The 20,508-nt window shown below is 73.3% G+C and carries 22 protein-coding genes; all 22 read right to left on the bottom strand.

The genetic code is table 11. The annotated features are described in order from the left end of the window. Positions 1-40: 40 nt before the first annotated feature. The 22 genes from AC1DXT_RS04050 to AC1DXT_RS03945 all read right to left on the bottom strand — a co-directional run bounded on the left by AC1DXT_RS04050 (position 41) and on the right by AC1DXT_RS03945 (position 20,415). Positions 41-772, bottom strand: a complete 732-nt coding sequence (locus tag AC1DXT_RS04050) for a CAP domain-containing protein (protein ID WP_477060070.1) — start codon at positions 770-772, stop codon at positions 41-43. Positions 773-823: 51 nt separating this feature from the next. Beyond that, a complete protein-coding gene (locus tag AC1DXT_RS04045; RefSeq protein ID WP_477060069.1) occupies positions 824-1,312 on the bottom strand; it encodes a hypothetical protein in 489 nt (162 codons plus the stop codon). Beyond that, complete coding sequence (locus AC1DXT_RS04040; RefSeq protein WP_477060068.1) at positions 1,309-1,671, bottom strand: response regulator; 363 nt, start codon at positions 1,669-1,671, stop codon at positions 1,309-1,311. The genes AC1DXT_RS04045 and AC1DXT_RS04040 overlap by 4 nt, the downstream gene beginning before the upstream one ends. Beyond that, the gene (locus tag AC1DXT_RS04035) at positions 1,668-2,153 is read right to left on the bottom strand and encodes a chemotaxis protein CheX (protein ID WP_477060067.1); all 486 of its coding nucleotides are present in this window, start codon (positions 2,151-2,153) and stop codon (positions 1,668-1,670) included. Before AC1DXT_RS04035 ends, AC1DXT_RS04040 begins: the two co-directional genes overlap by 4 nt. Beyond that, positions 2,150-2,533 carry a response regulator gene (locus AC1DXT_RS04030; RefSeq protein ID WP_477060066.1) on the bottom strand — a complete coding sequence of 128 codons (384 nt, stop codon included), beginning with the start codon at positions 2,531-2,533 and terminating at the stop codon, positions 2,150-2,152. The genes AC1DXT_RS04035 and AC1DXT_RS04030 overlap by 4 nt, the downstream gene beginning before the upstream one ends. Then, positions 2,530-3,447: a CheR family methyltransferase gene (locus tag AC1DXT_RS04025; protein WP_477060065.1), complete on the bottom strand. Its 918-nt coding sequence runs from the start codon at positions 3,445-3,447 to the stop codon at positions 2,530-2,532. Before AC1DXT_RS04025 ends, AC1DXT_RS04030 begins: the two co-directional genes overlap by 4 nt. Beyond that, entirely contained in the window at positions 3,438-4,559 is a 1,122-nt protein-coding gene (locus tag AC1DXT_RS04020; RefSeq protein WP_477060064.1) for a protein-glutamate methylesterase/protein-glutamine glutaminase, read from the bottom strand. Before AC1DXT_RS04020 ends, AC1DXT_RS04025 begins: the two co-directional genes overlap by 10 nt. A 75-nt stretch (positions 4,560-4,634) precedes the next feature. Further along, complete coding sequence (locus AC1DXT_RS04015; protein WP_477060063.1) at positions 4,635-6,239, bottom strand: methyl-accepting chemotaxis protein; 1,605 nt, start codon at positions 6,237-6,239, stop codon at positions 4,635-4,637. After that, on the bottom strand, positions 6,236-7,348 hold the full coding sequence (locus AC1DXT_RS04010; RefSeq protein ID WP_477060062.1) for a substrate-binding domain-containing protein: 1,113 nt from the start codon (positions 7,346-7,348) through the stop codon (positions 6,236-6,238). The genes AC1DXT_RS04015 and AC1DXT_RS04010 overlap by 4 nt, the downstream gene beginning before the upstream one ends. Positions 7,349-7,359: 11 nt before the next feature. After that, positions 7,360-8,988 carry a methyl-accepting chemotaxis protein gene (locus AC1DXT_RS04005; RefSeq protein ID WP_477060061.1) on the bottom strand — a complete coding sequence of 543 codons (1,629 nt, stop codon included), beginning with the start codon at positions 8,986-8,988 and terminating at the stop codon, positions 7,360-7,362. A 122-nt stretch (positions 8,989-9,110) separates the two neighbouring features. Beyond that, on the bottom strand, positions 9,111-9,527 hold the full coding sequence (locus AC1DXT_RS04000; protein WP_477060060.1) for a chemotaxis protein CheW: 417 nt from the start codon (positions 9,525-9,527) through the stop codon (positions 9,111-9,113). Beyond that, a complete protein-coding gene (locus AC1DXT_RS03995) occupies positions 9,524-11,821 on the bottom strand; it encodes a chemotaxis protein CheW (RefSeq protein ID WP_477060059.1) in 2,298 nt (765 codons plus the stop codon). Before AC1DXT_RS03995 ends, AC1DXT_RS04000 begins: the two co-directional genes overlap by 4 nt. Positions 11,822-11,866: 45 nt before the next feature. Then, complete coding sequence (gene csrA, locus AC1DXT_RS03990) at positions 11,867-12,139, bottom strand: carbon storage regulator CsrA (RefSeq protein ID WP_477060058.1); 273 nt, start codon at positions 12,137-12,139, stop codon at positions 11,867-11,869. Positions 12,140-12,148: 9 nt separating this feature from the next. Continuing rightward, a complete protein-coding gene (locus AC1DXT_RS03985; protein ID WP_477060057.1) occupies positions 12,149-13,237 on the bottom strand; it encodes a hypothetical protein in 1,089 nt (362 codons plus the stop codon). Beyond that, positions 13,215-15,272 carry a flagellar biosynthesis protein FlhA gene (locus tag AC1DXT_RS03980; RefSeq protein WP_477060056.1) on the bottom strand — a complete coding sequence of 686 codons (2,058 nt, stop codon included), beginning with the start codon at positions 15,270-15,272 and terminating at the stop codon, positions 13,215-13,217. Before AC1DXT_RS03980 ends, AC1DXT_RS03985 begins: the two co-directional genes overlap by 23 nt. Continuing rightward, positions 15,272-16,468, bottom strand: coding sequence for an EscU/YscU/HrcU family type III secretion system export apparatus switch protein (locus AC1DXT_RS03975; RefSeq protein ID WP_477060055.1), 1,197 nt, complete (start codon positions 16,466-16,468; stop codon positions 15,272-15,274). Before AC1DXT_RS03975 ends, AC1DXT_RS03980 begins: the two co-directional genes overlap by 1 nt. Continuing rightward, positions 16,465-17,223, bottom strand: coding sequence for a flagellar biosynthetic protein FliR (locus AC1DXT_RS03970; protein WP_477060810.1), 759 nt, complete (start codon positions 17,221-17,223; stop codon positions 16,465-16,467). The genes AC1DXT_RS03975 and AC1DXT_RS03970 overlap by 4 nt, the downstream gene beginning before the upstream one ends. Before the next feature lie 10 nt (positions 17,224-17,233). Beyond that, on the bottom strand, positions 17,234-17,506 hold the full coding sequence (fliQ, locus tag AC1DXT_RS03965) for a flagellar biosynthesis protein FliQ (RefSeq protein ID WP_056085628.1): 273 nt from the start codon (positions 17,504-17,506) through the stop codon (positions 17,234-17,236). 2 nt (positions 17,507-17,508) lie between these two features. After that, the gene (gene fliP / locus AC1DXT_RS03960; protein ID WP_477060054.1) at positions 17,509-18,276 is read right to left on the bottom strand and encodes a flagellar type III secretion system pore protein FliP; all 768 of its coding nucleotides are present in this window, start codon (positions 18,274-18,276) and stop codon (positions 17,509-17,511) included. Continuing rightward, the gene (locus AC1DXT_RS03955) at positions 18,228-18,725 is read right to left on the bottom strand and encodes a FliO/MopB family protein (RefSeq protein ID WP_477060053.1); all 498 of its coding nucleotides are present in this window, start codon (positions 18,723-18,725) and stop codon (positions 18,228-18,230) included. Before AC1DXT_RS03955 ends, fliP begins: the two co-directional genes overlap by 49 nt. After that, complete coding sequence (gene fliN / locus AC1DXT_RS03950; RefSeq protein WP_477060052.1) at positions 18,725-19,459, bottom strand: flagellar motor switch protein FliN; 735 nt, start codon at positions 19,457-19,459, stop codon at positions 18,725-18,727. The genes AC1DXT_RS03955 and fliN overlap by 1 nt, the downstream gene beginning before the upstream one ends. After that, a complete protein-coding gene (locus tag AC1DXT_RS03945; protein WP_477060051.1) occupies positions 19,456-20,415 on the bottom strand; it encodes a flagellar motor switch protein FliM in 960 nt (319 codons plus the stop codon). The genes fliN and AC1DXT_RS03945 overlap by 4 nt, the downstream gene beginning before the upstream one ends. Positions 20,416-20,508 lie beyond the last annotated feature (93 nt).

Here is a 20,508-nt window from a genome sequence, read left to right as displayed (position 1 = left end):
GCGCAGTGTGGCAGAACTGTGTGACCCGGATGTTGCGTACTCAGCCCAGGAACACCTGCGCGCAGAGCTGACCCTTCGGGCTCGGGGTACAGGCGACGCCGATCTGCGTGTACGTCGGGTTGAGGATGTTCGCGCGGTGCCCCTCGGACCCCATCCACCCCGCGACCACGGCCAGCGGCGTCGGGTAGCCGAGGGCCAGGTTCTCCCCGACGGCACGTGCCGCGCACGCCTCCAGCACGGGCTCCAGCGGGTCGTGCTCGAACCGGTCCTCGGCCACGAGCAGGGCGGTGCGCGCCGCGGCCTGCTCCGTCCCGCACGCCGAGACGGCCAGAGGTGCCAGGCCGGCGGCGGTGCGCTCTGCGTTGGTGCGCGTGACGATCTCGTCGCTGATCGTCGGGGCCGGGGCTGCGGCGGGCGCCTGCGACGCCGCGGGCGGTGTGGCGGCCGTCGGGGCTGCCCCAGGTGGGGTTGCCGGCGGGGTGGTTGCCGGCGCGGTGGCCGTCGGCGCGCTGGTGGTCGGCTCGGTGCTCGTCGGGGCCCGGGCGCCCGACCGCGTGGCCGGGTCGTCGTCCCGCAACGTCAGCAGCGCGGCGAAGTCCCCCGGCGCGACCGGGTCCGGGGCCGAGCTCAGGGCGATCGGCATCGTCACGAGCGCGAGCGTGCTCAGCAGGACCAACGCGGAGCGGCGGGGCCAGCGACGGCCACCGGCACGACGTTCCCGCAGGTCCCGGCGGTTCCAACGCTCACGCGGGACGGGCGTGAAGGGATGCACCCGAGGGACGCTATCGGCTTCCGGACAGATCGGACAGTCCGTGCCGGGTCCTCACAGGACCAGGAGGGAGAACCTGCCGGCTCCGTAGCCCGCCACCTCGACGTCCAGGTCGGTGCGACGCACGTACGCGAGCACCCAGGTGGCGACGTCGGCCGGCAGCGGATGACGGGGCTCGTAGAGCACGTCGAGCCGGACGTGCGGCGCACCCTCGGCGTTGAACAGCGACGCCATGACGTTGAGCACCTCGCCCGCGTTCTCGGACAGCGCCGGCGGCAGGACGCCCTCCGTCACGGCGTCGGCGGCCACCCGCACGGGCACCAGCCCGAGCGCCGCACCCATGTACGCCGCGAGCGGCAGGTCGAGCAGGACGAGCGCGGACAGGGCGCGCCGGTTGTCGACGTAGACGCCCACGAGCGTGCCGTCGCCGTCCTTCGGGTCGAGCATCGCTCCCCCGGTCGCCACCTGCACGTCGCGGCCGATGAGCCCCTCGACCAGCTCGCGGACGTGCTTCGCGGACGGCAGCGGTGTCTGGGCGCTCATGCCAGCACCGGGTCGATGACCGCGCGGAACGCCTCGGGCGTGAACGGCTTGGCGATGAGGAACAGGGCGCCCGCCGACTCGGCCTGCGCCCGCATCTCCGGAGAGCCCTCGGACGTGACGAAGCCGAACGGCGTCCCGAACCCCTCCGCACGCAGCCGGCGCAGCAGGTCGATGCCGTTCATATTCGGCATGTTCCAGTCCGACAGGACGACGTCGGGCTCGTCGGCCCGGATGGCCTCGAGGGCCTCGGCGCCGTCGGCCGCCTCGCGGACGTCCCACTCGTAGCCGGCCTGGCGCAGCGTGCGGATGACGATCTGCCGCATCACGCGGCTGTCGTCGGTGACGAGGACTCGGATCATGAGAGTCGGGTTCCTTCCGGGAGAGCGGGCTGGGCGAACGCCCACACGGCGACGACCAACGGGTGGCCGCGCCAGGACAGCGGGAGCTCCTGCACGAGCCGTGCGCCGGGCACGGCCGGAGCGCTGGGCGCCACCTGCGGCAGGCCGAGGCTGCCCTGCAGCGGCAGGAGCGACTTCACGTTGCCGCCGACGACGTTGGCCACCTCGCCGAACGCGTCGACCAGGTCGAGCGACGTGACGACCTCGTCGTCGCCCATGCCCAGGAGGGCCCGCGTGAGGTCGCTCGCCGTGGCGCCGGACGTCGTCAGCTCGGCGCGGCCCGGCCACGGGCCGTGCAGGTCCACCCACGCGACCACGCCGTCCTCGATCTCCGGCAGCTCACCGGGCCACGGCTGCAGCAGACCGACGTCGCCGTCGACCATGGCGGCGAAGACCTCCTGCGCGATGGCGAGGACCTGGTCGTGCTCGACGAGCGTGGTCATGCGGGCTCCTCGACCGCGACGAGCCCGAGCAGGTCGAGCTTCCCGCGGATGGCGTCGGGCGTGAACGGCTTGATGAGGTACTCGTGGGCGCCCGCGGCGAGCGCGCGCACGATCTGGCCCTGCTCGCTCTCGGTGGTCACCATCATCAGCGTGATGCTGCGCCACGCGGGGTTGGCGCGGACCTCGGAGACGAACGTGAGCCCGTCCATCACGGGCATGTTCCAGTCGATGCACGCGAGCTCCACGTGGAGGCCGTCCTCGAGCAGGTCGAGCGCCGCACGGCCGTGCTCGGCCTCGTACGTCTCGAAGCCGAGAGGGTGCAAGGCCCCGGACACGATGCGTCGCATCGTGCGCGAGTCGTCGATCACGAGCGCTCTCATCGTGGTGCTCCTCGGGTCAGCACGGGGGCCGGGACGGCGGGTGTGGGGGCGGACCACGTCGCGGTCCGGGGTTGCGGGATGCCGAGCGGGTCGGGCACAGGTCGGACGGGGCGGTAGATCGAGCCGGCACCGGCGGGCATCCGGACCCAGTCGTCGTCGACGCCGATGGTCGTCTCGGCGGCGCCCAGCAGCAGCGCGCCGTCGGGGCGCAGCACCTGCCGGAGGCGACGCAGGATCGCGCGCTTGGTGGGCAGGTCGAAGTAGATGAGCACGTTGCGCAGGAACACCACGTCGAACGGACCACCGGCCGGGGGCGCGTCGAGCAGGTTGTGCGCGCGGAACGTCACGTGCGTGCGCAGCTGCGGGGCCACCTCCCACCCGGCACCCGCTCGCGCGAAGTGCCGCACGAGCATCGGCGCCGGCAACCCCCGGTTGACCTCGAGCTGGCTGTAGTGGCCCTCCCGCGCGCGGGTGAGCACCTGCTCCGACAGGTCCGTCGCGACGATCTCGAACGAGGCGGTCGACGGCAGGCAGTCCGCGAGGGTCATCGCGATCGAGTACGGCTCCTGGCCGGTCGAGCACGCGGCGGACCACACCCGCAAGCGCGTGGCCGGCCCGCGGGTGGCGACCACCGCCGGCACGACGGTCGAGCGCAGCGCCCCGAACGGGGTCGAGTCGCGGAACCAGGACGTCTCGTTGGTGGTCAGCGCCTCGACCACGCGGACGAGGTCGGCCTCCCGGCCGCCGCCGCGGACGCGCATCACATAGGCGTCGACGTCGACGATCCCCTCCTCGCGCGCCAGCGGCAGCAGCCGGCTCTCCACGAGGTACTCCTTGCCGGGTGCCAGCTGGATGGCGCTGCGCCGCCGCACGAGGTCGGCGACGAACGAGAAGGACTCCGGGGTCAGACCCACCGAGAGCTCCTCTCACCGGCGTGGGCCTCGGCGAGCACGCGCTCGATCGTCGGGGCCACATCCAGCAGCGGGAGGATGCGGTGCGCGAACCCCGCGGTCGCGACCGCACCGGGCATCCCCCACACGACGCTCGTCGGCTCGTCCTGCACCAGGACGGTGCCTCCCGCACCGACGACGTCCTCGCACCCGGTGCGACCGTCCGCGCCCATGCCGGTGAGCACGACGGCGAGCAGGTCGCCGCCGATCGCGCGCACCGCGGAGCGGAACAGGACGTCGACCGACGGGCGGCAGTAGTTCACCGGCGGTCCGTCCGTGAGCACGGTCCGCAGGACGTCGCCGCGGCGGTGGAGCTCGAGGTGGCGGTCGCCGGGGGCGACGTGCACCGTGCCCGGACGCAGCTCCGTGCCGTCCTCGGCCTCGACCACGCGCGCGGGCCCGAGCCTGTCGAGCCGGGCGGCCAGCTGCCGGGTGAACACCGGGGGCATGTGCTGGACCACGAGCACCGGCACCGACGGCGGCGTCGTCAGGGCGGCGACCAGCTTGGACAGCGCCTCCGGGCCACCCGTCGACGAGCCGATGACGACCGCGCGGACGGCGTGCGAGGCCGGTTCCGGACGCACAGCGACGCGCGTCCGTGCGGGCGTCGGCAGCACCGCGGGGCGCGCGGCCGTCGTCGTCGCCCCCAGCGGGCCGCGGCTGCGGACCGGCCCGACGAGGGCCTTGATCTTGGGGATCAGGTTGTCGGCGACCTGCGCGAGCGACTCCTGGACGCTGCCGACGTTCGCCGGCTTGGTCACGTAGTCCTGGGCGCCCGCGACGAGCGCGTCGAGCGTGGCCGACGCGCCGCGCTCGGTGAGCGTGGAGAACATGACGATCGGCATCCGGTGTCCCGAGCGTCGCAGCGCGCGGACCGCCTCGATGCCGTCCATCTCCGGCATCTCGATGTCCATGGTCACCAGGTCCGGTGCCAGCTGGGCCACCTTCGCCTGGGCCAGCTTCCCGTTGGCCGCGACCCCGACGACCTCGATCTCCGGGTCTCTCGACAGCGCGTCGGTGACGAGTCGGCGGACGACGACCGAGTCGTCGACCACCAGCACGCGGATCCTCGTCACGGTTCCTCCAGGGTCGGGCACCGGGATTCCGGTGTCGTGCTGCCTATCGGCGTGGGCGCGGGCGTTGTGAGCGGGTCAGAAGGTGAACGCGGACACGCGGTCGCGCAGGCGGTGCGACAGGACCGCGAGCTCGTCGACCTGTCCGCCGACCTCCACGAGCACGTCGGTGCTGCTCTGGGCCGCGGACGCCACACCCGTGATGTTCACGGCGATCTCCCCGGAGCCGGTCGCGGCCTCGGCCACACCGCGCGACATCTCGTTCGTCGTCGCCGTCTGCTCCTCGACCGCGGACGCGATAGTCAGCTGGAAGTCGTTGATGGACGTGACGATGGCGCTGATCTCCGCGATCGCGGACACCGCACCGGCCGTCTCCTGCTGGATGGCCTCGACCCGGCGCGCGATGTCCTCGGTGGCGCGGGCCGTCTCCGACGCGAGCTCCTTGACCTCCCCCGCGACGACGGCGAACCCCTTGCCCGCCGCCCCGGCGCGCGCGGCCTCGATGGTGGCGTTGAGGGCCAGCAGGTTGGTCTGCGCGGCGATGCTGGTGATCGTCTTGACCACGTTGCCGATCTGCTGGCTGGACTCACCGAGCCGGGCGACCTGCTGGTTGGTGGCCTCGGCCACGCCGGTCGCCTTGTGCGCCACCTTGGCGGCCTCGGTCGCGTTCTGCGCGATCTCCCGGATGGAGGCACCCATCTGCTCGGCGCCCGCCGCCACCGCCTGGACGTTGCGGCTGACCTGCTCGGCCGCTGCGGCGACCACCCCGGCCTGCGCGCTGGTCTCCTGCGCCGCACCGGCCACGCGCCCGTTGGACTCGGTGAGCTGCTCGGCAGAGGCCGCGACACCGGCCGCCGTCTCGACGACGCCCGCGAGCGTGGCCCGCAGCGACGTCTGGGCGCGGGTGAGCGAGGCGGCCATCCGGCCGGTCTCGTCGCCCGACTCGACGGGCGAGACGACCGTGAGGTCGCCGTCCGCCATGGCGTCGAGGGACGCCTGGACGCTCCGGACGGCGCGCGTGATCCGCCGGGTGACCGCCGCGGCGAGCGCCCCGGAGAACAGGGCGCCGAGCACGAACGCGATCGCGAGCACCAGGATCGTCTGGTCGACCTCGGCCTGGCCGGCGGCGAGGATCTCGTCGACCTGCGCGTCCACCTGGCCCTGCGCGAGCGCGAGCGGGCGGCCGGCGGCGTCGGGGTCCGCGGCCGCGCTGGCCCGGATCGCCGCGGCGAGACCGACCTGGTCACCGGCCTGCACGAACGGCACCAGGGTGGCGTCGCGGTACGCGACCCAGGCGTCCCAGCGGGTGACGAAGTCGGACCACTGCGCGGTCTCGGCCTGCGGGAACTCCTCGATCACGGCGATCTGTCGCGCGACGTCGCCGTCCACCCAGTCCGACGACGTGAGCAGCTGGGTGCGGACCGCGGGGTCGGTCGCCTCGACCGCCCGGTGCACCAGCAGGTGGCTGCGCGCCTGCGCGGTCCGCAGCTCCGCCATCGCGGACTGCAGCCGACCAGTGAGCGCGGACATGTCCTGCAGGTGCTCGCCCGCACGGTAGAGCGCGACCGCACCGGCGCCGCCGACCAGCCCGAACATGGTGCCCAGCACCACCAGGGCCGTCGCGATCTTGGCGCCGATGGGCCGGTCCCAGAACCAGCGGGCGCGCGTACGGGTCGTCGTCACTTGGATCCTCCAGCGGGCGGGGTGCCCAGCTCGTCCTGCGAGTAGTAGCCGCCGTCCACGAGGACCTCGCGGTAGTTGTCGAGCGTGACCAGCTGCGGGGCCAGCAGATAGGACGGGACCACCTGCACGCCGTTGTCGTACGACGTCGTGTCGTTCACCTCGGGCTCGTCGCCGGCCAGCAGGGCGCGCACCATCTGCACGGCCACCTCCGCCAGCTGCTGGGTGTCCTTGTAGACGGTCGAGTACTGCTCGCCCGCGACGATGGAGCGCACCGACGCCAGCTCGGCGTCCTGGCCCGGGACCACCGGCAGCGCCGGTCCGTCCCCGCCGTAGCCGAGTCCCGAGCGCGCCGCATCGAGCACCGCGATCGCGATGCCGTCGTTGGGGGCCAGGATCCCGTCGAGGTGCAGGCCGCCCAGGTACGGACCGGTCAGCGTCTGCAGGCGTGCCGCCGCGGTCTCACCCTTCCACCCGGGCGTCCCCACGGTGGCGAAGTCGGTCTGGCCCGAGGGCACGACGAGCACGCCGGAGTCGAGGTACGGCTGCAGCACCGACATGGCGCCCTGGTAGAAGACCGTGGCGTTGTTGTCGTCGGGCGAGCCCGCGAAGATCTCGATCGCCCACGGACCGGGGGCGGACGTCCGGGCGCCCGACGCGTCGATCGCGCCGAGGCCGGTCAGCAGGGCGTTCGCCTGGAGGACGCCGACGCTCCAGTTGTCGAACGAGGCGTAGTAGCCGACGTCCGGGCTGTCCCGGATGAGCCGGTCGTAGGACAGGATCGCGATCCCGGCCGACGCCGCCTGGGACAGCACCCCGCGCAGCTTGCTGCCGTCGACGGCACCGACCACCAGGGCGTCCGCCCCGGCGTCGATCATCGCGGTGAGCTGCGCGATCTGGGTGTCCACGCTGTCGTCGGCGTACTGCAGGGAGACGTCGTAGCCGAGCGACGTGAACTGCGCCTCCAGGTTCTCGCCGTCACCGATCCAGCGCTCCTGCACGGTGGTCGGCATCGCGACCCCGACCAGCTGGGTCTCGTCGTCGGCACCGGGTCCGGCGCAGCCGGTCGCGAGGAGGCCGACCGCCACGAGGGCGGCCGCGGTGCGCTTCATCGACGCGCCCATCAGAACTGGAACGCCGAGACGCGGGTGCGCAGGTCGTGGGACAGGCGGGCGAGCTCGCCGACCGCCTGACCCATCTGACCGAGCACCTCCGAGGACGACGCCGCCGACGCCGCGACCCCACCGATGTTSAYCGCGATCTCCCCCGASCCCGTCGCCGCCTCCGCGACCCCCCGCGACATCTCGTTCGTCGTCGCCGTCTGCTCCTCCACCGCCGAGGCGATCGTCAGCTGATAGTCGTTGATCGAGGCGATGATCGCCGCGATCTGCCCGATCGCCGCCACCGCCCCCGTGGTGTCCGCCTGRATSGCCTCCACCCGCCGCGCGATGTCCTCCGTCGCCCGAGCCGTCTCCGAGGCCAGCTCCTTGACCTCCCCGGCCACCACCGCGAACCCCTTGCCCGCCTCACCCGCACGCGCCGCCTCGATCGTGGCGTTCAACGCCAACAAGTTCGTCTGCTCCGCGATGCTCGTGATCGTCTTGACCACATTCCCGATCTGCTGGCTGGACTCCCCCAACCGCGCCACCTGATCGTTCGCCGACTCCGCCGCCGACGTCGCCTGACCCGCCACCTTCGCCGCCAGGTTCGCGTTCTGCGCGATCTCCCGGATCGAAGCACCCATCTGCTCCGCACCCGCCGCCACCGCCTGCACGTTGCGCGACACCTGCTCCGCAGCCGCAGCCACCACACCCGCCTGCGCCGACGTCTCATCCGACCCCGCCGCCACCTGACCCGACGACGCCGACAGCTCCTCCGCCGCCGCCGCCACCGTCTCCGACGTCTCCACCACACCGGCCAGGGTCCGCTGGAGCGAGTCCTGCGCGATGGTCAGTGAGGTGGCCATGCGGCCGATCTCGTCGCGGCTGTGCACGTCGGCACGCACGGTCACGTCGCCGCGGGCCAGCGCCTCGAGCGACCCCTGGACCCGCTGCACGGACTTGCGGATCGCCCCGGCGACCACGGCACCCAGGGCCGTGCACCCGATGATCGCCAGCAGCAGCGTCACGATGAGCACGGTCGAGGCCGTGTCCGCCTCGGCGCGCGCCTCGTCGGCGATGCCCTGTGCGTACTCGTCGCCGGCAGCTGCCGCGGCGTCGAGCGCGTCGACGTAGGTGGACTTCAGGGGTTCGGTGACCTCGTTCAGCACCTGCTCGTAGAGCGCGCTGTCGCCACTGGTCGCGGCCGGGACCAGCTGCTCGTCCCGGGCGGTGCGCCAGGCGTCGAAGCCCGAGCGGAAGTCGGCCCACGTGGGCACCACGTCGCCGCCCGCCGCCTCGAACTCCGCGATGGCCGCGTCGATCTCGGCGTCGTTGTCCACCTGCTCCTGGAGCCAGTGCTCCTGGGCCTCCGGGCTGCGCGTCGCGCCGAGCTGGGCGACGATCATGCGGGCCTTGAGCTGGTCCTGGTGGACCGTGCTCAGCGGCGCCATGATCGTCGTCACGGTCGTCGAGAGCTCTTCGGTCTGGGCCGCCATCTGCTCCATCGTGATCAGCGCGTAGACGCCGGATCCCGCGGACGTGAGCGCGAAGATCGCGGTCAGGGCGAGGATCTTGGTCCGGACCGACCGGTCGGCGAACCACGCGCCACGGCGCGTCGTCCGGCCCTCGGCCGCAGGCTGGGTCGTCGACATGGGGTGCCTCTCTTCGTGCGAGACCCCTGGTGGGCCTGCACCCCGCCGATCGGTCGGCACGCCCCCGCGGTAAGCAGTCAGCCGGGTGAAGACCCGGACAAACAGGTTGCTCCGAGCACGCGTCAGGCGGCGGCGGCCTGATCCACGTCGAGCACCAGCAGCAGGCCGCCCTCGAGCTTGTGGGCGCCGAGGATGAGCGGGCGCAGGGCGGCGTCGAGCGTGTCGGGCGGCGTCTCGAACGAGCCCGGGCCTACCTCGACCACGTCCCCGATCTCGTCGACCAGCAGGCTCACCGGCTCCCCGTCCACCTGGACGACGACCATCATCGGCTCCGCCAGGTCGGCGCGACCGGACAGACCCAGCCGGGTGCGCAGGTCGATGGTGAGGACCACCTGACCGCGCAAGTTCACCAGGCCGGCCACCGTGGGCGGCGCCAGCGGCACCCGCGTCCGGGCGTGCGAGCGCAGCGCCTCCTGCACGCGCACCACGTCGATCCCGTAGAGGCTGCCGTCGAGAGTGAACGTCACGTACTGGCTCATCGTGCGGCTCCCACCAGGTCGGGGTGCCCGGGGAGCCCGGCGAGCCCGTCGAGCTCGTCGGACGTCGGCGGGGTGTCGTAGAAGGCGTGGTCCGCCGCCAGGATGGCCGTGCGGACGTCGAGCAGCTCGGTGACCCGGTCGCCCAGGACCGTCGAGCCGACCAGGCCGTGGTCCTCGATGTCCGAGTGGCGCGCGACGTCGTCGTCGACGATGTCGACGATCTCGTGCACGACCAGGCCGACGCTGCGCCCGGCGCGGCTGTAGACGACGACCAGCAGCTCCTCGCCCAGCTCGTCGCCGTAGCCCCCGAGCACCCGGTCGAGGCGGGCCAGCGGCAGGATCGTGCCGCGGTACTGGACCACCTCACGTCCCCCGACGAGCTCCACCTGCGCGGCCTGGACGTGCTCCAGGCGGGCCACCGACGCGAGCGGCATGGCCACCCGGCGACCCCCGCCGATGCCGACGACCAGCACCTGCTCCATCGGCATGGCGCGGGCGGCAGCCTCCTGCGCGCGACGGGCCGCCTCGCTGCTCACCTGCTCCAGCTCGCCGACCAGCGCACGGCGCGCGATCGCCTGTACGTCGAGGATGAGCGCGACGCGCCCGTCCCCGAGCACGGTGGCCCCCGCGTACCCGCCGATCGACTTCAGGCGCGCCGACAGCGGCTTGACCACGATCTCCTCGGTGTTCAGCACCCGGTCCACCAGCAGGCCGAAGCGCTGGTGGTCGGCCTGCACGACCGCGATGACGCTCGACCCCTCGGCGGGACCGTCCGCGTCGACCCCGAGCACCGACGCGAGCGACACCAGCGGCAGCAGCTCGCCGCGCAGCCGGTAGACCGGCGCGGCGTGCACGTACTCGATCCCGGAGCCCGAACGCTGCCCGTCGAGCGCGACGAGCTCGAGCAGGTTGACCTGCGGCACCGCGTACAGGTCCCCGGCGCACTCCACCGTGAGCGCAGGCATGATCGCCAGCGTCAGCGGGATGCGCAGGCGCCACACGGTGCCGGAGCCGACGGTCGAGTCCACGTCGACGGTGCCGCCGATCGCCTCGACCTTGGTGCGCACGACGTCCATCCCGACCCCGCGGCCGGACACGTTCGTGACCGCCTCGGCGGTGGAGAAGCCGGGCAGGAAGAGCAGCTGGAGCAGCTCGGCGTTGCTGACCGTCGAGAGCTGGTCGGGGGTGCGCAGACCCTTCTCGACGGCCTTCGCCGCGACCCGCTCGGGGTCGATGCCCCGGCCGTCGTCGGCGACCTCGACCACGACCTGCCCGCCCGCGTGGTACGCCCGCAGCGACAGCACGCCCCGGGCGGGCTTGCCGGCCGCGACGCGCTGCCCGGACGGCTCGATGCCGTGGTCGACCGCGTTGCGCACCAGGTGGGTCAGCGGGTCCTTGACCGCCTCCAGCAGGCTGCGGTCCAGCTCGGTGTCGCCACCGGTCATCTCCAGCTGGACCTCGCGGCCGCACGCGGCGGCCAGGTCCCGCACGATGCGCGGCATCTTGGACCACACGTGCTCGATGGGCTGCATCCGCGTCTTCATGACGCCCTCCTGCAGCTCACCGGCGATGAGGTTGAGGCGCTGCGCCGAGCGCGCGAGGTCGACGTCGTCGGTCCCGGACGAGAGGCGGGTGATCTGGTTGCGGGCGAGGACGAGCTCGCCCACCTGACGCATGAGCGCGTCGAGCAGCTCGACGTCCACGCGGATGGAGGTGTCGGCGGCGCTGCGCAGCGCACCGACCTCCTCGCGGAGGTGCTCGGCGACGGGTGCGGCCGGCTGGGTGGGGACGACGGGGGCGCCAGGGGTCCGCTCGACGATCACTCCCGGCGCGGGCGCGAGGAGGGGCTCGACGACGGGCTCGTCGACGGGCTCGTCGACGACCGCGGGCTCGGCCGGTGCCGGTGTGCGTCCGTCGCGGACCGCCTCGACGGACTCGATGACGGCGTCGACGCTCACGTCACCCTCGGTGCCGTCCGCCTCGATCGCGGCGAGGATCTCGCGCACGACGTCCGTGAGGCGCAGGAGCACGTCGGTGGTCGGCTGGTCCATGGACCGGCGTCCGTCGCGGAGCTCGACCAGCAGGTTCTCGCCGGCGTGCGCGACGCGCTCGAGGCGCCCGAACGCGAGGAACCCGCTGGTGCCCTTGATGGTGTGGATGGTCCGGAAGATGCTGCTCAGCAGCGGACGAGACCCGGGCGACTCCTCGAGCGCCACGAGGTCGCGGTCCAGCTGGTCGAGGTTCTCGTAGCTCTCGACCAGGAACTCACGGACGATCTCGTCGACGTCCTCCACGGTGCCCTCCAGCCCGCCGAGGACCCAGCGTCCCGGCGTCCGACCTCATCGGTCGGAGGGCGAGGTTCCTGAGGGGTCCGGCTGGGCCGGGGCGGGTGACACCAGGCGCCGCAGCGCCGCGGCCGTCCGGTCGTCCGCCGCGACCGCGTCCACGTTGGCGGCGGTGAGCGCGTCGAGCACCTCGGCCCGGTGCACGCGCACGTGCCGCGGGGCGTCGATCCCGATGCGCACGCCGTCGCTGCGGACCTCGATGACCGTGACGACGATGTCGTCACCGATCACGAGCCGTTCCCCCACGCGACGGCTGAGCACGAGCATGCGGTGACCCTACCCCGCGATCCCTCGTGCGCCGCGAGGCGCGTCGCCCGCAGGTCCGAGGGCCTGTCCGAGCGCCGCGGCCCAGGCCACGGTGGTTGCGGGCACGCCGTCGACCCAGGCGACCGGCACGCCCAGGTCCAGCACGGTGCCGGGCTGGGCCGTGTCGAAGAGGCCGCGCACGGCGACCGCGTCGACACCGCGCTCGCCACCCACCTGGGTCAGCCACGTCGCAGCGTCGACCGTCTTGGTCCGCGCGTCGACCACGGCCCACACCTGGTCGGCGCGGGCAGCGCGCAGGAGTGCGGCGGCATCGACCCGGTCCGCGGGGTCGGGTCCCACGGCGATCGCGACGATCCCCGGGTGCGGTGCGCGTGTCGCCCGCTCGCGCCAGGTGGACAGCTCGTGGGCGCCCGCGGCCCGCGCCAGGCCGGTGGAGGTGGCCGCGCGCGCACCGGTGGCGACCACGGCAGACCGCTCGAGGCGCAGCCGCTCGGCGAGCAGGAGAGCCACGGCGTCGGCGTCCTCCTGGGCGCCGACGATCGCGATCACCTGCCCGGGCCCGCGCGGGGCGACCGGGGCGGCGGGCACGCGGGCGAGCACCGAGGGGAGCGTCAGCGGCTCGCCGACGAGCAGCCGGTCCGGCACGCCCAGTCCGCGCAGGGCGACCCGCAGCGGGTCCTCGGGGGCCGGCGCCGGGATCTCGATGTCAGCCGGCTCCGGAGCTCCGGCCATGGACCGCATCTGGTCCAGGATCGCCGCGAACGACGGGTCGCCCGTCGAGACGGTGGGACCCGTGGGGCCGGGGTCGACCTCGACGGTCGAACCGTCCGGCAGGGCGTCGGACGCGTCGGCCGCCGCGAGCAGGGCCTCGATGCCCGCCGCCGGCGCCGCAGGTCCGCGCCGGGCGCGAGGGCGCGCCGGCGGCGGCTCGGGCACGTCGACCGTGAGCTCGAACCGCTCCCGCGCGAAGAAGCCCGCCACGCCGCCGCTGCGCACCCGCTCGGCGCTGATGATCCGCGCCCCGGGGCCCAGCTCGTCGCGCACCTGCGCCATGAGCCTCGCCAGGTCACCGCCCTCAAGCAGCAATCGCGTGGCCACCGCTCACCGCCCCGACGGTCTCCACCAGGGCGCCGACACCCGTGACCTCGGCGTACGAGAGCACGGGCAGGCGCGGCAGGCCCATCGCGACCAGGCGACGCAGCGCGGGCCGGATGGCGGGCGCGCAGGCCAGCACGACCGTCCGGCCGTCCTGCTCGGCGATCGCCACCGCGTCGCGCAGCTGCGCCAGCACCGACTCGAGCCGGGCCGGGTCGACCAGCAGGTGCGTGCCCTGCTCCGACGGCCGCAGCGACTCGACCAGCTGCTGCTCGAGCACGGCGTCCAGCGTGATCGCGCGCAGCGAACCGTCCTGCACGTACAGCGAACCGAGCGCCGGGCCCAGCGCCGCGCGGGCGGCCTCGACCAGGCCCTCGGGCTCGGTGCTGACGCGCGCGCGCAGGGTCAGCGACTCGTAGATCCGGCCCAAGTCGCGGATCGGCACCTCCTCGGCCAGCAGGCCCTGGAGCACCCGCTGCACCTCGCCCAGGCTCAGCAGGGTGGGGATGAGCTCCTCGACCACCGACGGGTTGACGCGCTTGACGCCCTCGGTGAGCACGCGCACGTCCTCGCGGCCCAGGAGCCGGGCGGCGTGCTGGCTGATGAGCGCGCCCAGGTGGGTGATGAGCACGGAGACCCGGTCGACGACCGTCGCGCCGGACATCTCCGCCGCGTGCCGCAGCTCGGCCGGGATCCACTTGCCGGGCAGGCCGAAGACCGGCTCGTGCACGGTGGTGCCGGGCAGCGACCCGAGGTCGTCTCCGAGCGCGAGCATCCGCCCCGCGGGCGCCTCGCCCCGGCCGACCTCCACCCCCGCGATGCGCACCACGTAGGTGGACCGCGGCAGGTCGACGCTGTCCCGCGTGCGCACCGGCGGCACGACGATCCCCAGCTCCAGGGCGGTCTTGCGCCGCAGGCCACGGACGCGGGCGAGCAGGTCCTGGTCCGGTCCGGAGCCGACGAGGTCGACCAGGTCCGGCGCCAGCAGGATCTCGAGGGTGTGCACGCGCATCTGCTCGATGAGCTGCTCGGGGCTGTCGCTGGCCGGCGCCGTCGCGGCGGTGACCGCACCCGCCTGCTCGGCGGCCGACTCCTTGGCCTCGGTGGCGCGGGACCGCTGCGCCACGAGCAGGAGCGCTGCGCCCACCAGGAGGAACGGCACCTTCGGCATGCCCGGCAGCAGGGCCAGCGCGATGGCGCCGACACCCGCGATCACCAGCGCGGTCCGGGACTGGCCCAGCTGCTTCGCGGCCGCGGTGCCCATGTCCCCCTCGGCCGTGGCGCGCGTTACCACGATGCCGGTGGACACCGACAGCAGGAGCGCGGGGATCTGGGTGACCAGGCCGTCGCCGATGGTCAGCAGGCTGAACCGCTGCAGCGACTCCGCCGGGCTCATGCCCATCTGGAGCATCCCGATGGCGAACCCGCCCACCAGGTTGATGACCGTGATGATGATGCCGGCGATCGCGTCGCCCTTGACGAACTTGGACCCGCCGTCCATGGCGCCGTAGAAGTCCGCCTCCGCCGCGACGTCCGCCCGACGCTGCCGCGCCGTGTCCTCGTCGATGAGGCCCGAGTTCAGGTCGGCGTCGATGGCCATCTGCTTGCCCGGCATGGCGTCGAGCGTGAACCGCGCCCCGACCTCCGCCACGCGCCCGGCGCCGTTGGTGATGACGACGAACTGGATGACCACGAGGATCAGGAAGATCACCAGGCCGATGACGAGCGAGCCGCCGACGACGATGTGCCCGAACGCGTCGATGACCTGGCCCGCGTACCCGTCCCGGAGCACCAGCCGGGTCGAGGCCACGTTGAGCCCCAGCCGGAACAGGGTGAACACCAGGATCAGCGACGGGAACACCGAGAAGTCCAGCGGTCGCTTGACGTACATGCTGGTGAGCAGGATGACCAGCGACACGGTGATGTTGATCGCGATGAGCACGTCGAGCAGGGCGGCGGGGAGCGGCACCACCAGCATCAGGACGATGCCCACCACACCGGCGGGCACGGCCATCTGGGAGACGGAGCGGTTCTTCATCAGGACCCTTGCTTCTCGGACGAGGAGGCGGACGGGGCCGGCGGGCGGGGTGCCCGGGCCGGCCGGCGGGCGGCGCGGGCCGCGGACCGGTGGTCGGTGGTGTCGTCGGCGGGCAGCGTGGAGCCGCCGGGGACGCGGTGCTGGCCGGCGCCGGCGCCACGACGGCGCAGGGCCATCACGAACGCGAGCACCCGGGCGACCGCGGTGAACAGGTGCGCGGGGACCTCCTGGCCCAGCTCGCACGCGGCGTGCAGGGCGCGGGCCAGCGCGATGTCCTCGACCATCGGCACCCGGCGCTCGGTCGCCTCGGCGCGGATGCGGGCCGCGACAGCGCCGGCCCCCTTGGCGACGACCTTGGGTGCTCCCGAGCCGGGCTCGTAGCGCAGCGCGACCGCGACGTGCGTCGGGTTGACCAGCACGACGTCGGCGGTGGCGACCTCCGACATCATCCGGTTACGGCTCATCGAGAGCTGCTTGGACCGGATAGCGCCCTTGAGCATGGGGTCCCCCTCGGTGCGCTTGTTCTCCTCCTTGAGCTCCTGGAGGGTCATCCGCGTCTGCTTCCGGTTGCGCCGCATCACCACCACCACGTCGGCGACCGCCAGCAGGATGCCCGCGGCGATTCCGGTCCGCAGGAGCGAGGCGGTGCCGTCGCCGGCCACGCCGAGCAGGTGCGACAGGGGCAGCTGGCCGGAGGCCATCAGCGTGGGCACCAGCGCCTGCAGCCCGACCAGGAGCACGAGCGCGACGGCGCCGGTCTTGAGCAGGGTCTGGGCGCCCTGCCACCAGGCCTGCGCGCCGACCAGCCGCTTGGCGGCGTTCACGGGCTTGAACTGGTCCACGTGGATGGTGAACCGGCGCGGGTGGACCCCGCCCTGCGCCATGCCCACCGCCACCGTGACGAGCACCAGCACGACGAACAGGGGGGCGAGTGTGGTCAGCAGCGAGCGCAGCGCGTCGTCGAGCACCTGCACGGCACCCGCGGCGGTGGGGTTCCGCGCCACGTCGCGGACCGCCGCCAGCTGGTCGAGCGCGGCAGCCTGGCCCCGGGTGACCACCATCGGCAGCGTGAGGACGGCGGCGCCCATCCCGATCCAGGCCGAGAGGTCCTGCGACCGCCCGAGCTTGCCCTTGCGGTGCACCTCCTTCATGCGCTGCGCGGTGGCCTTCTCGCTGCGCTCGCCGCTCTCGCTCACCGCGCCACCCCCAGCATCGCCTCGACCGAGCGCCCGGTCAGGCCCTCGACCACCGCGGGCAGCGCGAGGAACGCGAACGCGCCGAACGACAGGGTGAGCAAGATCTTCAGCGGGAAGCCCATCGCGAACGCGTTGAGCGCGGGCGCGACCCGGGTGAGCAGGCCGAGGCCCACGTCCGCGAGGAAGAGCACCACGAGCAGGGGTCCGGCGATCTGCATCGCCCCGACGAACATCTGCGACAGGCCGGTGGTCACCGACTCGCCGAGCGCGCTCAGGTCGAGCACCGCACCCAGCGGCAGCGCGTCGAACGTGCGGACCAGACCCGCGAGCACCACCTGGTACCCGTCGGTGACGAACAGCAGGACGACGGCGGCCATCTGGTACAGCCGCTGGAACTGGGCGCCGCTGGTCATGCTCATCGGGTCGAACGCGGCCGCCATCTGGAAACCACCGAACAGGTCGATCAGCGTGCCGGCCGACTGCACGGCCGAGAACGCGAGCATCACGAGGAACCCGAACGCGGCACCGACCACCGCCTGCATCACGAGGGAGCCGACGAAGGCACCGGTCCCGTCGGCCGCCACGGGTTCGAGCCGCGGCGTGATCGCCAGCGCGAGCGCGAGGGCGAGGGTCACCTTGACGATGCTGGGCACCGCGCGCTGCGAGAACGGCGGGGCGATGACGAGGAACGCGACGATGCGCACGCCGGCGAGCATGGTCGTCTGCAGGCCCGCGAGCGGCAGGGCGACGGAGATCGGGTCCACGTCAGCCGCCGACGAGCATCGGGATGCGCGCGAACAGGTCGTGGGTGAACGCGACCAGCTCCGAGATCATCCAGTGCCCGCAGACGATGAGCGCGATCCCCGCGGCGACGGCCTTGGGCACGAAGCTGAGCGTGACCTCCTGGATCTGGGTCACCGACTGCACCAGCGACACGATGAACCCGACCACCAGGGCGGTGACGAGCACCGGTGCGGAGAGCTTCGCGGCGAGCACCAGGGCGTCGATGCCGACGTCGAGGACGGCGTTGGTGTCCATCGCTACCCCGCCCCGGTGTACGAGCCCACGAGAGCCGTGACCACCAGGCCCCAGCCGTCGACGAGCACGAAGAGCAGCAGCTTGAACGGCAGGGCGATCATCACCGGGGGCAGCATCATCATGCCCATCGACATCAGCGACGCCGAGACCACCAGGTCGATGACCAGGAACGGCACGAAGATGACGAAGCCCATGATGAACGCCGAGCGCAGCTCGGAGAGCAGGAACGCGGGGACCAGGGTGCCGAACGGGACCGCGGACGGGTCCTCCGGGTTCTCCAGCCCCGCCGCGCGGGTGAGCAGGGCGAGGTCCTCCTCGCGCGTGTGCTCCAGCATGAACTCCTGGAGCGGGGCCTTGCCGACGTCGACCGCCTCGGTGAACGTCGCGTCCCCCGCGAGATAGGGCTGCACCCCGAGCTCGTTCACGTCGGAGATCACGGGCGCCATGATGAACAGGCTGAGGAAGAGCGCCAGTCCCGCCAGCACCTGGTTGGGCGGCACGCCTTGCAGGCCGAGGGCGTTCCGGGTGAAGGACAGGACGACGAAGATCTTGGTGAAGCTCGTGGTCATCAGCAGCACCGCGGGCGCCACCGAGAGCAGGGTGATCGCGAGCAGCACGACGATCGAGCTGCTCGGCGCGCCGTTCACACCGTTGACCGCGACCGTGACCGTGTCGCCCAGCGCGGGGATACCGGGCGGCGTAGGCGGCGTGGGGGCGAAGATCATCGGCGCACCGTGCGGTCCTGCAGCGTGCGGACGGCCTGACGCCACGTCTCCGGCGCGAGGATCGAGCCCTGCAGCGTCGACGTCGCGGGGGCCTGCTCGAGGGCGGCGGGCTCCGGGGACGCGGTCTCCAGCGACGGCGCCGGGCGTGGCGAGGGGACGCGGCCGGTCGCCGAGAGCGCGGACGCCACCCAGTCGCGGCGCGGACCGGTCTGCTCGGCCACCGGCTCCGGCGGGAGCTCGACCACGGGGCCCAGCTCGGTGAGCAGAGTGACCTGCTGGTCGCCGTACCCCAGCAGCAACCGGCGGTTGCCCACCGCGACGACCGCGACACCCGTGTGCCGGCCGACCGACTGGCGGCCGACGAGCTTGACGACGTGCTCGCGCGACGACCGCTGCGGCTGACCGCCGCCGAACCGGCGGCCGATGAACCAGATGAGCCCGACCACGCAGGTCAGGGCCAGCAGCACCCGCAGCACGAGCATCGTCGAGACCATCAGACAGCCGGCTCCGTACCCGGCACGATCTCCGTCACGCGGATGCCGTAGGCCTCGTCGACGACGACGACCTCCCCGCGCGCGACGAGCCGGCCGTTGACCAGGACGTCGGCGGGGCTGCCCGCGGTGCGGTCCAGCTCCAGCACGGCGCCGGGCGCGAGCTCGAGCACCTGGCGCACGGGCAGGCGGGTGCGGCCGATCTCGGCCGTCAGGGTCATCTCGACGTCGTAGAGCATGCGCAGGTTGGCGCGCGGGGTCGTCGCGGTGGCGGTGGGCGCGGTCACACGGGGGCCGCGGACGCGCAGCGCGAACCAGGCGACCGGCACGCCCGCCTGCTGGAGGGCGACGACGTGGGTGTCCGGGCCGAGCACACCCGCCACCGGCTCGGACCTGCCGGGCTCGAGCACGCCGGCGCCGAGCACCTCGGCGGCGGCCTCGAGCGCGGGACGCAGCGCGTCGGCGAGCGCGAGGGGCGTCCCCGCGGCTGCGCCGGACACCAGGGCGTCCTCGATGACGTCCGCCGCGACCAGGGCCAGCTCGGCGCTGGGCGAGCCGACGAACGAGGCGACCAGGGCGGTCGCGCCCGTCGGGACCTCGGTGTGGTCCGCCGGCACCGCGACGAGCGCCACGGCGGACGGGACCAGCGCGGCGGCGGCGGACGCTGCCGCGAGCGCGGTCGCGGCGGCGTCGACGTCGGCCGCGCTGCGAGCCGTCGGGACTTCGGTGAGGTTCATGCGGGGTTCTCCTCGACGGTGACGACGCGGCAGGCGAGCCGGGACCCGTGGCTGCCGGCGGCGGCCTGGGCGAGCACGACCCCGTCGACGACCACGTCCAGCGGCTCGGTCGACGGGTGGGACAGGGGCAGCACGTCCCCCACCGCGAGGTGGACGACGTCGCGCGGGTGGATGACCACGGGGCGGAAGCGGACGGCGACCTCGACGGGCACGTCCTGCACGGCGCGCTCGAGGTCGACGTGGGCGAGCGCGGCGGCCCGGCGCTCGTCCTCGGAGCGGGCGACGGGGCCGTCCGCGGCGCGCAGGGTGGCGAGCATGGTGTCGGCCGGGAGCATGAGGGTCAGGGCGTCCTCGCGCTCGCCGAGGCGCAGGGTGAAGGACGCGACGAGGACCGTGTCGGAGGCCCCGGCGGCCTGCACGAACTGCGGGTTGTACTGCACGCCGCGCACGGTCACCCCCAGCGGCGCCAACCCGGCGAACGCGTACTCGAGGTCGCTGAGCGAGTGCTGGAGCAGGTCCCGCACGAGCGTGAGCTCGATCTCGGTGAGCTCGCGGCCCTCCCGGTCGTCGCCGCGCCCGTCGCCGCCGAACAGGTAGTCGATCCACACCATCGTCGCGGCGACCGGGAGCTGGAGCATCGCCGTCTGCCGGGTCTGGGTGATCGTGCAGAGCACCATCGCGGTGGGCGTCGGCAGGCGGTTGACGTACTCGTCGTACGTGCTCAGCGACAGCTGGTCAAGCGTGAGGTGGGTCAGGGTGCGCAGGCGGGCGGTGAGCTGGTTGCCGAACTGCCGGCCGAACCGCTCGAACGCCATCTCCAGGTGCCGGGCGTGCTCTCGCGGGAGCGTGAGCGGACGACGGAAGTCGTAGGGCTCGGGCTCTGCGGCGCGACTGCGGCGCACGGCCGACGCAGAAGCTGTCGCCGAGCGCGCGGGCATCGTGTCCTGGACCGTCACGTGCTGCCCATCGGCGGGCGCGCACAGCTTGTGAGCGGTTGTCGCTGGATCTTCTCCGCACCGACCCGTCCTGGGTCGGGATGTGGTGCTGTG

The sequence above is a fragment of the Cellulomonas sp. P1_G12_2 genome (assembly GCF_056405535.1).
Note: the sequence above shows the minus strand (reverse complement) of the source record. Positions and strands in the feature narration are given on the sequence as shown.

Bases quoted from the DNA above. Each gene is read 5' to 3' on its own strand.
- fliQ (WP_056085628.1), bottom strand. From the start codon at position 17,506: ATGGACACCAACGCCGTCCTCGACGTCGGCATCGACGCCCTGGTGCTC.
- fliN (WP_477060052.1), bottom strand. From the start codon at position 19,459: ATGAACCTCACCGAAGTCCCGACGGCTCGCAGCGCGGCCGACGTCGAC.
- AC1DXT_RS03980 (WP_477060056.1), bottom strand. From the start codon at position 15,272: ATGAAGAACCGCTCCGTCTCCCAGATGGCCGTGCCCGCCGGTGTGGTG.
- AC1DXT_RS03955 (WP_477060053.1), bottom strand. From the start codon at position 18,725: ATGGTCTCGACGATGCTCGTGCTGCGGGTGCTGCTGGCCCTGACCTGC.
- AC1DXT_RS04030 (WP_477060066.1), bottom strand. From the start codon at position 2,533: ATGAGAGCGCTCGTGATCGACGACTCGCGCACGATGCGACGCATCGTG.
- AC1DXT_RS04000 (WP_477060060.1), bottom strand. From the start codon at position 9,527: ATGAGCCAGTACGTGACGTTCACTCTCGACGGCAGCCTCTACGGGATC.
- AC1DXT_RS04040 (WP_477060068.1), bottom strand. From the start codon at position 1,671: ATGATCCGAGTCCTCGTCACCGACGACAGCCGCGTGATGCGGCAGATC.
- AC1DXT_RS04045 (WP_477060069.1), bottom strand. From the start codon at position 1,312: ATGAGCGCCCAGACACCGCTGCCGTCCGCGAAGCACGTCCGCGAGCTG.
- csrA (WP_477060058.1), bottom strand. From the start codon at position 12,139: ATGCTCGTGCTCAGCCGTCGCGTGGGGGAACGGCTCGTGATCGGTGAC.
- AC1DXT_RS04035 (WP_477060067.1), bottom strand. From the start codon at position 2,153: ATGACCACGCTCGTCGAGCACGACCAGGTCCTCGCCATCGCGCAGGAG.
- AC1DXT_RS04010 (WP_477060062.1), bottom strand. From the start codon at position 7,348: ATGAAGCGCACCGCGGCCGCCCTCGTGGCGGTCGGCCTCCTCGCGACC.